Origin of the sequence: Mucilaginibacter sp. OAE612 (assembly GCF_041806395.1) — a bacterium.
Taxonomy (GTDB): Bacteria; Bacteroidota; Bacteroidia; order Sphingobacteriales; family Sphingobacteriaceae; genus Mucilaginibacter; species Mucilaginibacter rubeus.
Genome location: NZ_JBGMUW010000001.1, coordinates 4,468,828 through 4,484,607, shown reverse-complemented (window position 1 = coordinate 4,484,607; position 15,780 = coordinate 4,468,828). Strand labels below are relative to the sequence as shown.

Here is a 15,780-nt window from a genome sequence, read left to right as displayed (position 1 = left end):
AATTTTTTAAAGAGATATAGAGATGAATAAAAAATTTGTAGCTATTGCCTGCCTTACGGCGGCTGTGGCGATAAGCCCGTCTTGTAAAAAAGACTTTTTAAATCAGAGTGACCCCAACGCTATAACGGTTGATGCGAGTTATAAAACCCCTAACGATGTGTTGTTAGCAGTAAACGGCATCTACCAATCATTACGCAGCGGTAACAACGTTGGCGAAAGTAGCGACTTATGGACAGATCAGCGCTCGGACGATACCGGTACGCAGGATAACCAGTCAAACGCAGGCGAACCATTCCAGTTCGGTAACTTTTCAATACTTCCGAGTAATACCTACTTGAAATCTCACTGGGTATCATTATATGGTACAGTTACCAGGGCCAACGTGGTATTATCGCATATTGATGCTGTGCCATTCCCCGATAACAGTGTAAAGTTGCAATATATTGCAGAAGCTAAATTTTTACGTGCGTTTACCTATTTTGAATTAGTACGCCTTTGGGGTGATGTGCCATTGGTTACCAAACAATTGGGTTATGCTGATTTGCCTGCAGCTACTTTTCGCGAAAAACAAGCTGTGGTTTATCAGCAAATAGTGGCCGACTTGCTCGATGTTATCAATAACAGCCCGCTACCTAACCTGCAGGCTTCTACAGGCAGAACTTCAAAAGCCGCTGCTAATTTCTTGTTAGGGCAGGTGTATCTTACTATGGCAACTGCTCAGGATCAGGCAAACCGCACAACTAATTTAACCAACGCTAAAACATATTTAACGAATGCTTACAACATGCGTACTTTCGGTACATTGAGTACCATTCCTTATACTGATGTTTTTGACGTAGCCAAGAAAACCACATGTCCCGAACTGATCTTCCAGATCGCGAACATCCAGGGAGATATTAATTATAGTTCGGCAATAGCCGGCAACTTTCAGGCTAAAGGCGAAACTATAAATTCCAGGGTTAAATCTTCAGGTGCGGGTTATAATGTTACCCACGATTTGATTAATGAGTATGAAGCAAATGACCCACGTATGGCTTTCTCGGTAAAATTCGCAAACGACCCAACTGTAAAAGATTGGTTTGTAACCAAATTCAGAGATAACAGTGATAAAGCAACCGACAAAGGTTACGGTGGTAACGACTGGATCTTGATGCGTTTTGCTGATGTAATGCTTTCATTGGCTGAAGTTGACAATTACCTTGACGATCAGGCTGCAGCTATCAATTTGCTTGACCAGGTGCGTGTACGTGCAGGTATGCCAACTTACGCGGTATCAATAACTAACAGTGATTATGCTACAAGGTATCCAACCCTTAAATTGGCTATTTTGCACGAGCGCCGCGTAGAGCTTGCATTTGAGCATCACCGCTGGTATGATCTGTTGCGTACCTTTAACGATGCTGAACTGGTAGCTTATTTCCACGCCAAAAAGCAAACTGATTTTGGTTTGGCTTCATTAGCAAACTTCACTACTAAAGATCGTTATTACCCGATTCCGTTTGATGAGTACAAGCTTGATCCTGTTAAGATGTACCAAAACCCGGGTTATTAATACCGGTGTTAAATAAAAAGAAGCCGCCTCGTAAGTCAATTATGAGGCGGTTTCTTTTTATTATCTGTTAGTGGTATTTATTAAATTCAAATAACATTTCTGTTATGTATTAAGTTTGTTTTGCCTCCGGAAAATATAAAGTGTTGATCTACTGAAAACTTTTGTTTGGGTTTTGTAAGAACTGATTTACCTGAAGTAAATAGTGATGTAGTTATCATTAAGTTTGTGTAGATCATTAAAGCAAAAGGTGAAAACAGTAACAGTAGAGGATTTTTATAAAAACGCCGCCGAGCGTACCAACAGCACGGTGGGAGACCTGCTTCCGGCTGATATCAATAACCAGATAGGGCATTTTAATGTATTCAACCTTAGCGATATCATTGCTAAAATAAACAAGGATCCTACCCATGTGCCTTACAATCGCAGGTTATATTATAAAATAAACCTGGTGAGGGGCAGGAATATTGCTGAGTATGCAGATAAGGTTATTAATATTGAAAAGAATGCATTAGTGTTTGGCACACCCAAAATTCCTTATAGCTGGAAACCACAGAGTATGGATCAATCCGGATATTTCTGCATTTTTACTGATGCATTTTTGGTGCAATCGAAAAGCGGTGTGGTATTAGATGCTTTACCGATCTTTAGTCCCGGAGGGTGCCCGGTGTTTATGCTTACCGATGAACAGGCCGATGAGATCACCCTCATTTTTAAAAAGATGCAGCATGAAATAGCATCCGATTACCTGTACAAGTATGACCTGATCAGGAACTATGTACTGGAGCTAATTCATTATGGCCAAAAATTGCAGCCCTTTACCAATTATAATAACAGTCATAATGCATCTGCAAGGGTATCATCCCTATTTATTGAATTGCTGGAGAGGCAGTTTCCAATAGCGTCACCCGATCAAAGAATCCTCCTGCGTACAGCTAAAGACTACGCCGACAGGCTTGCTGTTCATAGCAATCATCTTAATAAAGTATTAAAAGAGAGTACCGGCAAAACTACAACTGAGCATATAGCCGGCCGGCTCATCCAGGAGGCCCGCATCCTGCTTAAACAAACCGACTGGAATATCTCGGAAATAGCCTATAGCCTGGGTTTTGAACAGCTGTCTCATTTTTCCAGTTTTTTTAAGAAGCAAACATCATTATCGCCGGTTGAAGTACGGAATTTGGTTGGATGAGGGCTGGCTGCCGATAATTATCTAAATGTTAAAAATGATTGTCGTTAATTGAAAGAGAAACTGAGTCTATATAAAAACCGTTGACCATTTGAACGAGAGATTAAATGAATTTACCTTGAATAATGGGTATAGATTTGACAGGGGGGAAGCTAAGGATTATGAGTTATATCGCAATTGATACCAATATTCTGCTTTACACCTTAGATGATTTTTATCCCCAAAAAGCTAAAACAATAAACCCATTTAAGGCAAAAGGAAAATAATATTTTGAAGTAATTATCCCATTTACAACTCATCATCCTGAGTTAAAAGAAAAAGTTTATCATGATTGATAATACTGATCTTTTTGCCATTTGTGCTAATCAGTTTTTCCTGTAACAACTCGTTAACTACCCTGAACACAGTTTCGTAAGTAGCGCCGGCGTATGAGGCCAGGTCCTGCCGGGTAAGTTCTACATCAATATGGCCTTCCGGGTTTGTACCAAACTGATTCCTGAGGCTTATGAGTGCCTGGGCAACGCGACCCTTTACCGGCATATGCGCAAGATTACGCATCTTGCGTTCGGCTTCCTGCAGCTCGTCGGCAAAAAATAACATTAGCTGGTAGGTAAACTGAGGGTTTACTTTTAAAGTAGCCTCAAAAAACTCCATATCAATGTAGCATATAACGCCTGCTTCCAAAGCTGTGGCTGAAATAGGGTAGTGGGTAGCATGTTTACCCAGCACGCGGTGACCAAAAATAGCGCCCTTATTGGCAAAGCGAATAATAAGCTCTTTATCTGCCCCCCATTTTTTATGAACTTTCACATTGCCTTCATAAACAAAGTAAATTCCTTTCACCGGGTCGCCTTCACTGAAAATAACCTGTCCTTTTTTTACATTAAAGTTTTTTTTGTTGGCTGCAATTGCCGGCAGCCACTCTTTTATACAGCCTTTACATAAAAGACAGGTTTGATTATCGCACTGGATATTTCTTTTCATTCAAATCTTGATCAATCAGTCAACGTTTTGTTGTAAAAATATCAATGAAAATTGTATTTTTTATCAAAAAATTGAATTTTCATTGAATAGTTTTTTGCTATTATTGATTTAATTGATTTTAAACCCGATAAATCAGGTTTTTTGTTGGATGAAAAGACCAATTGTTTGCTTTTACGATTTATTTGAAGTTTGTATTTTGTGTATTTATTAAAAAAAAAGAAATCTCGTCTTAAGATGACATGCAAAATGGCATGGCTAATTTAAAAGCATCATATTATCCCATTTTTTACAGCAAACATTACCAGCCCGGCGGTGTTGCGTACGCCCACCTTATCTATCAGGCGCTGCCTGATCCCTTCAACCGAGCGCGGACTAAGAAACAGTTGTTTGCCCATTTCATTGGCAGTTTTTTCGGCACAAATTAATTTCAGTACATCCTGTTCCCGTTCGGTGAGTTCAACGCCTTCTTTAAAGGATGGTTTGATATTGCCTTTTATCACCAATTTCTTTAAAAGTGCGTTGCTTACTATATTGTTAAAGTAATAGCCTGTTTCGTGTACCGAATATATCGCTTTCCTGATTTCTTCAGCTTCCGCGTTCTTTAGCAGATACCCGTTGGCGCCAATCTCCATTAAATGAATTACGAACTTTTCGTCATCGTACATCGTCACCACTAAAATTTTCATATCAGGATACTTCTTTTTAATGTGTTTGGTAGCTTCCATGCCATCCATAACAGGCATTTTAAGGTCCATGATAATTACATCGGGCATATTGGTTTCAATGCCTTTTATCAGGTCTTCACCATCGCCGGCCTCAAGCATTACTTCCAGGTTCTCATCCTGGGTAAGTCCAATTTTGAGGCCGTCCCTGTATATGGTATAATCATCGGCTATGGCAATTTTAATAGGTTTCATCGCCTTCTTTTTGATTGTTATAATGGTTAAATAGTAATTGTTCGGGGGATACTGATGTTAATGTAGTATCCTTCGGGCTTGTGATTGAATGATACCTCGCCTTTCAGCAAAATGATGCGGGTTTGGATAGCTTTGAGGCCAAGGCCCTGTTTATTAAACTTCAGTTCTTCATATTGTGCATGGCTGAGCCCCTTCCCATTATGAAAAATACTAATGTTTAAAGCATCGTGGTTATAAGTTGATGTGATATGTATTTTTTTAGGTCTGGCATGTTTAAGTATATTGTTCATTAACTCCTGCACCATGCGGTATATGCTAATATCATTTTCATTAGCCTGGGTTGTATATGAATCATCAAGATCGGTGGTAATAAATATGAGGTCGTTATTTGTTATTTTCTCAACAAAATGCCTGATTGCTTCATTTAGCCCGAACTCTTTCAGAATACTGGAGTGCAAATTGTGCGAAATACCACGCACCTGTTTAATGGCCATGTCAAGCAGCTCCTGTCCTTTTTCATACCTCGGCTCATTGTTTTTATCAATAACGTTGATCTTTACTCCTTGTAGATGCAGCTTTGATGCCGATAAAATGGCGCCCACTTCATCATGCAGCTCTTCGGCAATACGATGACGTTCAGTTTCTTCACTGCGCACAGCTGCCTCTATCAACTGGTTTTGCTGGGTTTGATGCAGCTTTTGTATTTTTTGCTGATACTGGTATTTTTTACGCTGAAAAAATATAAAAATGAGCAATATGCTCGCGAATAAGGAAAGCATAACCGCAATGCCCATAAAGAGCAGGAGCCTGATATCATCATTCGTTTGTTTCATATAACCCTTTCGCTATAAATACACATAAAATAGTATACGTGAAATTGTGGATATTCCACAGGTTTATGGCAAAATTGTGCAGGCGTATTGTGAGTTCATTGTATAACAGAAAAATAAAAAAATTTACAGTGTAGTAAATACCCAGGCCGGTTACTATCCAAAAGTCGGGCTGTTTCTTACCGGGTTCTTCATCGTCGGTTATTTTAAACAGATAATATTGCATACAATAAAACATCATAATTACCGCCTCAAATGATAGTAATCTGCTGCTCAATTGTCCGTAATCAAAAAAATTTTGATAAAAGCTGAAATTGATAAGTACAAACCCTAAAAAAATATACGGTGCTATCCTTTTTGTTTTGGACAAAAACTGCTGGTTTAACTTTATAAAAAAAGAGCTGAATAATAACACCCTGATTATGGAGTGTATATTATACAGATAATTATTGGTGTTGTATGGATGCGGTAAAATTGTTTTAAGCTTCCATATGGCATCAATAGTTACATTAATTGCCAGCGCTGTCCATAAATATATAACAACAGGTTTGTTAAAAACTGGTTGTTTTTTCTTCAAACAAAGAATGGCCAGGGGAATGAGCAACGCCCAAACCTCCGACCAGTCAGATATACCTTTCATTAGCTGTTCCACTTTGCAGCAGTTTTGTAACGCTATTACATTTTTGCCGGAGGTGATGGATTTGAATCAACATCCCCGGTGTCTGAGTCGCGGTAATCAATAGGTACACCGTTTTTTATAAGGCTGATGGCGTATACAAGGTGCTGGTTGGAAGCTATGATCTTAGGAGTAAAAACCAGGAAGTCATAATCACGTTTTTTTCCGCTATCGGTTGAGATAATCGCCATAATAGCTTTTTTGGTTAGATACGTATTGCCTAAAACCACCGGGCCGGTTAAGTTAACCAGTGTATCTTTTGTAATAGCCAGTGTATCGGGATGCATCGGGTTAAGATAGCCTCCGGCTGTATCCAGAATATATGATACGAGCTGATATGGCTTTTTAACGTCATCGATCTGGGGGCTGTAAAACTGAAAAACAAAATTGTCAGTTTTGGCCGAGTCGAGCCAGTGATTAACCTGTGTAGCGGTATACTTTACCTGGGCAAATTTGGTAGCCTGCCTGCATGAAGTCATGGCAAAAAACAAGCAAATAGTAATCGCGGCAGCGATCGGTCTGAATAAGTTAAAAGGTCGTTTTTTCATGATATAATAGGTTTAATATGCAGGTAATATAGTTGTATTATTTGTATTTTATGTTGATAATAATAAATTATATAAGTGAGAAATTATTTATACTACTGTGAAAAAATTTCTCACTAATTATTTATTGTTCGCTTCGTTTTCTGTTGATTTTCCTATACCGCAAAGTTAGTAGGTGTGAAATAGTGTGAAAGGGTGTTTTTATGGTTTGTATACGTATAAATACTTATTTTTTTTATCTGGTATTTTTTCTCTAATAAGCCTGTTTAAATAAGCGGAGGTTTGTATTGTGATAAGCGAATAAGAAAAACCGGTTAAGAAGCGCTTCGGTTCTGTTCGCTCTGATCAAAGGAGCTAACCCGAAAATCCTTTAAAAGAGTAGGGGCATTTATTTATCCTAATAACCCTTTTAGTCATGGCAATTAACAGTGAATTTCTCTCCACCTCGCAGGAGATCATCAACATCCAGGTAGTTATCGATACCGATGCAATTACTACCGATTATCCAAACCCAAGCCAGGATCCTAACAATCCAACAGGTTTGCCTCATAACTATATGTATATGGTTGCTACCCGTGGCAATACCATTACCGGTTCGGGCGGGGCCGACCTTAACATCAAAGCTGATGTAGGCGACGTTATACGCTGGTATGCGGTATCGGAATATGGCAATTTTGATTCGGCCGTGGTTATTTACAAATTAGCATGGTATGCACAAGATGTAGTATTTGATGGTGAAACCTTCAGTGTATATAAACGCACAGGTATTTTACCTACTAATGGCACTGCACTTCCTGTTGGGTTCTCCGATCAATATTTTTGGTTTAACCAGGCAACTGTAATTAGCAAAGGCACCGAACAATACAACGTTCAGTTTGCACTTTATGTACGCCAGAGAGGCGTTAACGATCCGGTATTATTTGGTTACTATTACTGGGATCCAACCGTTACCGTACAAAGCTAATTCCAGCTTAAACCTAAATTAAAAAACAGGCATAGATCCGGTTTGTCATGTAATGATACCGGGTTTGTGCCTGTTTGTATTAAAAGGCTTTAAATGCATTGCTTATTTTGTTTTGCCTCCGGTTCCCTTACTGTCATCTCCGTCGGGCTTATCGACCGGTTTTTCGTTTCCAATAGTTGTTGAATCATGTTGTTCCGTAACCTGGTCTTTGGTGGGTTCGGTGGCTTTTAAGCCGGCATAGGTGCCTGCGCTAATACCCATCATCAGTAAAATGTTGTTGTCAAAATCAGGTAACAAATTTGATGAAACTGTTTTTTGTATAAAGATCAGTCCGAACAGAATATTGAACAGTACATTTTGAAGCCGCTGGATATTAATACTGCTTCGGTCGGAGAGGATATCGTGAAAAAAACCTTCGCTATGTGCTTTAGGATCAATTTCCGTTTTAGGTTTTTGGTCGTTTTCTATAAGCTTACCTGTGGCCATTGTTGCGGCACTGATACCGAGGATAGCCAGCAGTGAGCCTGGGATATCCGGCAAAGCGCCCGTTTCATTACATATGTACAGGTAAGTAACGGAAAAAATAACCGTCCAATACAGGAGTTGTGTGCGGCTCAGGCTGTAATATAAATTGGCGTCATCCTTTAAGATGTTATTTTTTAGGCCCATTGCCAGGAAACCGGCCATTACAACGGCCATTATCCATACCCATATCCGGCTTATTTTTTGTTTAACTTCAAGCTGTGTTTTTATTAATCCTTTGGTTATGTAGCCACCTGAATAGCCTACAGAAAAATACACCGGGATACGGGCTTTATCAATGGATTTGCTGGCTAAAAACTGCACGGCGAGGTTCTGTACCGACTCGTCTATTTTGAAATACACGATCTTTTCGTAGTCGTTACTGCCCCAAAAAGCAGTTTCTCCTACTTTGATGTCGTCAACATACAGGGTTTTGAACGAATCGATTGGGAGTGTAGTTTTGAGCCTGATAGCGATGATCTCATTAAGCCTGGCCGAATCTTTTCTTCCGCTTAGGTTGTAAATATTTAATATAGAATCAGGAAGAAGGGCTTTAGTTACTGAATCTTTTTTAACCCTGTTATTTGTTACACTATCGGGGTTTGCAGGCTGAGCATGAACTGCTTCAGAGAAAGTAAGAATAAAAAAAACAGCTGTAAATAGTTTAAAAACTTGTTTTTTTAAATAGGGGTTCAGTAACAGCAGTGAAGCTATTACAGCTAAGCATAACAGGAAGGCCATCGGTTGAATAATTGTTGCCTACTCTTTGATCCCTTTTTCGGCACACAGGTATTACTGGTAATCAAATTTAAATTAATTACTGAACAAAATGAATACCTAATATCAGGTATTTTTATTTTTAATTAATTGGTAATAAGTTAATTGCAGTATCATTGGCTGCTGTTTATTAATAATGATTTTTAATGTAAAATCCCTGTTATTGTATAAAATCGGCAACAAAAGGTTAATATATCATTATACTGAGCCCTTGTCACAGAGGTATTTTTAGCCGTGCAAATATCTTGTTGCATATTACCGGTTAATCCATTATCCTGATGAGATCTAAATTTACCTTCAGCGCGATTATTGCTGCTTGTTGTTTACTGCCCAGTTTTTTGTATGCACAGGTTAAGCCCGCTGCAAACTTAATGAAGCTTAACGCACAGGAATATCTTGAATATAAGGGCGTAAACGTAATGCTTGCACATGATTTTTACCCCGAGGGGCACCAGGGTGGGGTAGGCATTATTCAAAACGGACAGCGTGTAGCTACCAATGGTGATATCAGGCTGGAGCCTACGCCGGGTCAATGGTCGCCTATACCCAAAGTAGGTAAGCGTGTGGTTAATAAAGCTACCGGCGAAGTAAGCGTACGCATGGAGCTCCCCAACCCGGATATGAACCGCCATGGTTTTAACCCTATTATCTATCCGGATCTGAATTTTGCTTATCATATTCGGGTGATCCCTGCAGGAAAGGCGTTCAGGATCATTGTTGATTTGGATAAGCCATTGCCCGATAATTGGATAGGTAAAGTAGGTTTTAACCTGGAGTTATTCCCGGGGATTTTGTTTGGCAAATCTTATTACATGGATAAGCAATTTGGCATATTCCCTCAACAGGCCGATGGACAAACTTATATCGACAAAGAAGGTGAAACCCAGGTTATGCCCATGGCCGAAGGCAGAAAGCTCACTATTACGCCCGAAACCGATTTACAGCGCATGACTATCGAAAACCTTTCGGGCGGCAGCCTGCAATTGTTGGATGGCCGGGCCAAGCATAACAATGGCTGGTTTGTGGTACGTTCGTTAGTGGCTAAAGGCGCGTCAAAAGATGCTGTAGAATGGCGGGTAACCCCAAATGCTGTAGAGGGCTGGCAATCGCAACCGGTAGTGCAGGTATCGCAGGTAGGGTATCATCCCGCGCAGCAAAAAATTGCAGTAATTGAACTGGATAGAAATGATAAAAAAGTATTGCCGGTTTCCCTGATGAGAATAAATGAAAACGGCGGACTAATAACCGCTTTGAAAGCCACACCCACCATTTGGGGGGATTTTTTAAGGTATCATTACCTGCAATTTGATTTTACAAAGATCACCAAACCGGGTATGTACTTGGTAAAATATGGCAATTATCAAACGGAGCCATTCCAGATCAGCACTGATGTATTTAGAAACGATGTATGGCAGCCAACGCTTTCATATTTCCTGCCTATACAGATGTGCCATATGCGTGTTAACGAAAAATACCGCGTATGGCATGGCTTATGCCATATGGATGATGCCCGAATGGCGCCGGTTGATTCCAACCATTTCGACGGCTATATTCAGGGGCATAGTACACTCAATAAATATAATCCGGGGGATAACGTACCGTTTCTCGACCGTGGTGCATGGCATGATGCAGGGGATTTTGACCTGCGGGTTGAATCGCAGGCAGAAACGGTTCACGGACTTACATTAGCTTATGAGGCTTTCGACGTAAAATATGATAACACAACTATCGATCAAAAAAACCACATCGTTGAAATTCACCAGCCCGATGGCAAACCGGATATGCTGCAACAGATTGAGCACGGTTTATTAGCCATTACAGGAGGCTACCAGGCCTTGGGACGTTTTTACCGTGGAGTTATTGAGCCAACCATCAGGCAGTACACCATTTTGGGTGATGCCGCCAATATCACCGATAACAAACCTTTTGTAACCAATGCTTCAAATACTAACCCTGTATTGAAAACGCCCGCGGCGGCTGATGACCGCTGGGTGTTTACCGAGGAAGACCCTGGCCGTTCGTTAGAAACAGCCGCCGCCTTGGCTGCTGCAAGCCGTGTAATGAAGGGCTATAATGATACGCTTGCTACGCAATGTCTGCAAATAGCACAGGAAGTTTGGAAAAACACACCTGACCATACTTTGCGCCATGGCGTTGCTTTGGCGGTAGAATTACTCATCGCCACAAAAGATAAAACCTATGCCGATTACCTGGTAAACAATACCGATGCGATAGCCAATAGTATTGATAACACCGGCTGGCTGGTTGGCCGCACCATGGGGTTGATCAACGATGCAAATTATCATGATAAAATAACCGAAGCAGTAAAAAAACTATATGCTCAAATTCAGCAGCAGGGAACTAAAACCCCTTATGGAGTTCCGTATGAACCCAATATTTGGGGAGCGGGATGGGGTATCCAGAATTTTGGTTATAAACAATACTTTTTATACTCCGGTTTTCCGTCTGTTTTTAGTGATACCTATATGCTGCATGCCATTGATTTTGTGCTGGGCTGCCATCCGGGTTCCAATACAGCTTCGTTTGTATCGGGCGTGGGTTCAAAATCAATGACAACAGCCTACGGCTTTAACCGGGCCGACCGCTCATATATTCCCGGTGGTATTACCTCCGGCACGGCGCTTATCCGGCCTGATTTTCCCGAACTGCTTAACTGGCCTTACCTATGGCAACAGGGCGAATACGTTTTGGGCGGTGGCACAACCGACTACCTGTTTTTAGTTTTAGCGGCCGATCATGTTTTAAATAAAAAGTAAGCTTATGAAATTGAAGATCAGTTTGCTATCGGCTTTAACCAGCGCCGTGTCGATTGTATTTGCGCAAAATAATCAGAGCGAAAAGCAAAAGATAGCCCATGAAATGCAAATATCCATGGTTGATGAACTGCTTAAGCCCTGGTACCCGGCCGCTTTTGATACTGCCGATGGTGGCTTTTTAAGTGCTTTCACCTATGATTTCAAGCCAACAGGTAACCAGGATAAAATGATAGTAACCCAGGCACGCCACGTTTGGAGCAACAGCAAAGCCGCTGAGCTTTTCCCCGCAAAAAAATATTATATAGAGGGGGCCCGCCATGGCTATGAGTTTTTGCGGGATAAATTGTGGGATAAGCAATACGGTGGCTTTTACATTTTTACGGATAGACAAGGCAATCCCAAACAGGGTGGTTTTGCTCCTAAAGAAGCTTATGGTAATTCTTTTGCAATTTACGCGCTTGCAGCATATTACCAGGCCTCGGGCGATACCAGTGCATTAAATTTGGCTAAGCAATGTTTTTGGTGGTTAGAAAAACACGGTCACGATCCGGTTTATAAGGGTTACTATCAGCACATGCAGCGTGATGGAACACCAATTGTGAGGGATGCAACCATAAAATCTACTGCCGAAACGGGTTATAAAGATCAAAATTCATCCATCCATCTGCTGGAGGCGTTTACCGAATTATACAGCGTGTGGCCGGATGAATTGCTTAAAATCCGCCTGAAAGAAATGTTAATGCTGGTGCGTGATAAGATCACTAATGATAAGGGAAATCTTATTCTGTTTTTTCAACCCGATTGGACACTGGTATCTTACCACGATTCTACCCTTGCCGTTTATAAGCAGCATCATAGCCTTGACCATATTTCGTACGGACATAATGTAGAAACGGCTTATCTGATGCTCGAAGCTTCACATGCTTTAGGTATTGAAGGGGATATCAAAACCTTGCAGGTGGGCAAAAAAATGGTTGATGATGCGTTGGATAATGGTTGGGATAATAAAGTGGGCGGTTTTTACGATGAGGGCTATTACTTTAAAGATAAGCCCGGACTTACCATTACTGAGGATACCAAGAACTGGTGGGCGCAGGCAGAAGGGCTCAACACGCTGCTCATTATGGCTGCCAGGTATCCGCAGGATAAGCACCAGTACTTTGAAAAGTTTAAAACCCTGTGGCTATACACGCAAACCTACCTCATTGACCATGAACATGGCGACTGGTACCAGGGCGGCATAGATAAACAACCACAGTATAAAACAGCTCTCAAAGGCCAGATCTGGAAGGGAACTTACCACACTTTCCGCGCGCTGATGAACTGTGTGACGCAACTTGCCCCGGATAAAATACCACCCACTGCCCCAAAGCAGGTAAAACTGGCCAAAGCTACCGGTACCTTAAAATGGCAGGCATCTAAGGATAATAAGCGGGTGTTGGGTTATAATATTTACAATAATGGCAAACGGATAGGTTTTACGCCGTTAAATTATTTTGTGGTGGATAGGAGTGCGGCTGGTAAAGGCAAGTTAACAGTGAGAGCGGTTGATTTAGAGGGTAATCAGTCTGCTTTGAATAAAGCTTTTTAAATTAGTAATCAATAGCTTATGGTAATGCTATTGTGAGTTGGTTAATGTTCAAATGCCTTAACCCGGTTTTTATTAGGGTGCATTTTGCTCTCAGCCTTCAGCTTTTGAAAGTGACCACGATCATTTTTTTAACGCGCCATGGTCATGTTACAGGTAAGCGGTACCAGCCATCTTTGTATCATTAAAAGATAACAATCATGGCAACTTTAAAAATAAATGCTCCTGAATGGACCGCTGCAAATACCAATACCGTTAACACCGCCAATACTAAAGCCGGCAACAATACCTGGAATAAGTTAATGGCCTTTGCCGATAGCCAGGCCCCTAATAAAACAGTTTGGTTCATGTTTTCACTTGTTTCACAAGGTGTGCTCTTTTTACCTGTACCTGCTTTCCTGCTGTATTATTACAACGCTCCGATAGCCGTGCTGGCAGTAACTCTTGTGTTATTCTTTGCCAACATTATAGCCGGCATGGGCGGCTCCGGTATCCGTACACTGCTTGGTTTTTTCGCATTCAGCGTCCTGGTACATATTGCCATGCTGCTTGTATTTATGTTGTAATATAGCTTATTGACCCCCTGATTTAATATGTGTTGAAAAGTCGCCGGTTTACCGGCGGCTTTGTTGTTTTAAAAAGGAGTGGATAGGGGATGAGTCAACAAAAAGGGGATTGTGCACAGCACAATCCCCTTTTTGTATTTTGTAAAATGTAGTTAAGCGTAAGTAACACTTAAAGTAATTGGCACGCTCAGTGCTTTTGAAATAATGCAGTTAGCTTTGGCGCCTTCGGCAATTTCTTTGAATTGTTCTTCAGATACACCATCAATTGCTGATCCTTTTATTTCTAAATGGATGCCTGTAACTTCTAAAGCCTGCATATCAAGGTCAAGAATTGCATCGGTAGTTAAATCATTAGGAGTAAAGCCTGCCTGGGTTAAAGCAGCGCCAACGGCCATAGTAAAGCAGCCTGCATGAGCAGCAGCTAATAACTCTTCGGGGTTAGTACCGATGCCATCGGCAAAGCGGGTTTTAAATGAATACTGGGTTTTGTTTAATACAGTGCTCTGGGTAGTGATCTCTCCCTGCCCTGCCTGTAATGTACCGTTCCAATGGGCGTTTGCTGTACGTTTCATAGCGTGTGGTTTTATATTAGTTCATAGTTTATGGTTCATAGTTCATGGCTGGTTTTGGGGGAAATAGTTTCAGGTTTTGCTATGAACCATAAACTATTACCTATAAACCAATTAATGCCATTTAGCGCGTTCATACTGAACAGGCCATTTTATTTCCTCGCCAAGCTCATGTGCCGCGCGCAGGGCAAAATGTGGATCACGAAGCATTTCCCTTGCAAAAAACACAAGATCGGCACGTTCGTTTTCTATAATTTCATTAGCCTGGTCCGATTTGGTGATCAAACCTACCGTACCTGTAAGTATACCGCTTTCTTTTTTAACTTTTTCGGCAAATTCAACTTGATAACCCGGTGTTAACGGGATTTTAACATTTGGTATGTTGCCGCCTGTTGAGCAGTCAATCAGATCAACACCTTTTCCTTTTAAAATATTGGCTAATGCAACAGAATCACCTGCCGTCCAGCCGCCTTCTACCCATTCGGTTGCCGAAATCCGTACAAACAGCAGGTTCTCTTCAGGCCAAACTTCCTTAACACTTTCAATTATTTCGAGGAGTAAACGAATGCGGTTTTCAAAACTTCCGCCATATTCGTCTGTACGTTGGTTACTGAACGGTGAAAGAAATTGATTGATCAGGTATCCGTGTGCACCATGCAATTCTATCACTTGAAAACCGGCGTCAATAGCCCGTTTAGCAGCGGCTTTGAAATCGGCTTTTACTTTTTCAATACCCGCTTTATCTAAAGCTATGGGTGGTTCTTCATTTTCAAAAAAGGAAATGGCACTTGCCGAAACACTTTGCCAGCCGTTTGACTGATCGGCAGGGACCTGTTTACCGCCGTTCCATGGTTCCTGGTGACTTGACTTACGTCCTGCATGCGCCAGCTGGGTACCCGGAACAGCGCCCTGAGCCTTTATAAAATCAGTGATCTGTTTTAGTTTTTCAACATGTTCGTCTTTATACAAACCCAGGTCGGCGAAGGTAATGCGGCCTTCGGGTGATACCGCGGCGGCTTCGGTAATGATTAACCCTGCACCGCCTGTAGCAAAGCTACCAAGGTGTACCAGGTGCCAGTCGTTGGCAAAACCATCCTGGCTTGAATACTCGCACATAGGCGATACTACGATGCGGTTTTTTAGTTCGATGTTTTTTATTTTAAGGGGAGAGAATAGTGTAGACATGTTTTTTGTTTTTGCAAATATGCGTACTAACAAGCAGTGTGTATGTACTGTTTTTGTAAAATGATATTGCAGTGAGAGGAAAGAAGCGTTTTGTGCCAGGCGGAATTGTCCGAATCAGAATTACAGAATTATTCAATTTTCA

The 15,780-nt window shown here is 41.2% G+C and carries 14 protein-coding genes; 6 read left to right on the top strand and 8 right to left on the bottom strand.

Going from position 1 to position 15,780, the window contains the following annotated elements; all coding sequences use genetic code 11:
* Positions 1-22: 22 nt before the first annotated feature.
* Positions 23-1,552: a RagB/SusD family nutrient uptake outer membrane protein gene (locus ABID99_RS18670; protein WP_373614743.1), complete on the top strand. Its 1,530-nt coding sequence runs from the start codon at positions 23-25 to the stop codon at positions 1,550-1,552.
* 247 nt (positions 1,553-1,799) lie between these two features.
* The gene (locus ABID99_RS18665) at positions 1,800-2,741 is read left to right on the top strand and encodes a helix-turn-helix domain-containing protein (RefSeq protein ID WP_373614742.1); all 942 of its coding nucleotides are present in this window, start codon (positions 1,800-1,802) and stop codon (positions 2,739-2,741) included.
* Positions 2,742-3,026: 285 nt separating this feature from the next.
* On the opposite strand, the gene ABID99_RS18660 is transcribed toward ABID99_RS18665, so the two are convergent.
* The 5 genes from ABID99_RS18660 to ABID99_RS18640 all read right to left on the bottom strand — a co-directional run bounded on the left by ABID99_RS18660 (position 3,027) and on the right by ABID99_RS18640 (position 6,693).
* Positions 3,027-3,722 carry a Crp/Fnr family transcriptional regulator gene (locus tag ABID99_RS18660; protein ID WP_373614741.1) on the bottom strand — a complete coding sequence of 232 codons (696 nt, stop codon included), beginning with the start codon at positions 3,720-3,722 and terminating at the stop codon, positions 3,027-3,029.
* Between the two features lie 269 nt (positions 3,723-3,991).
* The gene (locus tag ABID99_RS18655; protein WP_090523305.1) at positions 3,992-4,639 is read right to left on the bottom strand and encodes a response regulator transcription factor; all 648 of its coding nucleotides are present in this window, start codon (positions 4,637-4,639) and stop codon (positions 3,992-3,994) included.
* Positions 4,640-4,665: 26 nt separating this feature from the next.
* The gene (locus ABID99_RS18650) at positions 4,666-5,472 is read right to left on the bottom strand and encodes a histidine kinase (RefSeq protein ID WP_354481199.1); all 807 of its coding nucleotides are present in this window, start codon (positions 5,470-5,472) and stop codon (positions 4,666-4,668) included.
* Positions 5,456-6,109 (bottom strand): hypothetical protein, encoded by a 654-nt coding sequence (locus ABID99_RS18645; protein WP_354481201.1) that lies wholly within the window; start codon positions 6,107-6,109, stop codon positions 5,456-5,458. Before ABID99_RS18645 ends, ABID99_RS18650 begins: the two co-directional genes overlap by 17 nt.
* Before the next feature lie 35 nt (positions 6,110-6,144).
* Positions 6,145-6,693, bottom strand: a complete 549-nt coding sequence (locus ABID99_RS18640; RefSeq protein ID WP_129569397.1) for a hypothetical protein — start codon at positions 6,691-6,693, stop codon at positions 6,145-6,147.
* Positions 6,694-7,105: 412 nt separating this feature from the next.
* Between ABID99_RS18640 and ABID99_RS18635 the strand changes: the two genes are divergently transcribed.
* Entirely contained in the window at positions 7,106-7,654 is a 549-nt protein-coding gene (locus ABID99_RS18635; RefSeq protein WP_090523319.1) for an inclusion body family protein, read from the top strand.
* 102 nt (positions 7,655-7,756) lie between these two features.
* Here ABID99_RS18635 and ABID99_RS18630 read toward each other — a convergent pair whose 3' ends face one another.
* Entirely contained in the window at positions 7,757-8,917 is a 1,161-nt protein-coding gene (locus ABID99_RS18630; RefSeq protein ID WP_373614740.1) for a hypothetical protein, read from the bottom strand.
* 314 nt (positions 8,918-9,231) lie between these two features.
* Between ABID99_RS18630 and ABID99_RS18625 the strand changes: the two genes are divergently transcribed.
* The 3 genes from ABID99_RS18625 (at position 9,232) to ABID99_RS18615 (ending at position 13,884) form a co-directional block, all read left to right on the top strand.
* Positions 9,232-11,730 carry a glycoside hydrolase family 9 protein gene (locus tag ABID99_RS18625; RefSeq protein WP_373614739.1) on the top strand — a complete coding sequence of 833 codons (2,499 nt, stop codon included), beginning with the start codon at positions 9,232-9,234 and terminating at the stop codon, positions 11,728-11,730.
* A gap of 4 nt (positions 11,731-11,734) precedes the next feature.
* Positions 11,735-13,321, top strand: a complete 1,587-nt coding sequence (locus ABID99_RS18620; protein WP_090523330.1) for an AGE family epimerase/isomerase — start codon at positions 11,735-11,737, stop codon at positions 13,319-13,321.
* Positions 13,322-13,518: 197 nt separating this feature from the next.
* On the top strand, positions 13,519-13,884 hold the full coding sequence (locus tag ABID99_RS18615) for a hypothetical protein (protein ID WP_090523334.1): 366 nt from the start codon (positions 13,519-13,521) through the stop codon (positions 13,882-13,884).
* Between the two features lie 152 nt (positions 13,885-14,036).
* On the opposite strand, the gene ABID99_RS18610 is transcribed toward ABID99_RS18615, so the two are convergent.
* Both ABID99_RS18610 and ABID99_RS18605 read right to left on the bottom strand, forming a co-directional pair.
* Positions 14,037-14,456 (bottom strand): OsmC family peroxiredoxin, encoded by a 420-nt coding sequence (locus ABID99_RS18610; RefSeq protein ID WP_090523343.1) that lies wholly within the window; start codon positions 14,454-14,456, stop codon positions 14,037-14,039.
* Between the two features lie 111 nt (positions 14,457-14,567).
* Positions 14,568-15,638 carry an NADH:flavin oxidoreductase/NADH oxidase gene (locus ABID99_RS18605; protein ID WP_090523348.1) on the bottom strand — a complete coding sequence of 357 codons (1,071 nt, stop codon included), beginning with the start codon at positions 15,636-15,638 and terminating at the stop codon, positions 14,568-14,570.
* Positions 15,639-15,780 lie beyond the last annotated feature (142 nt).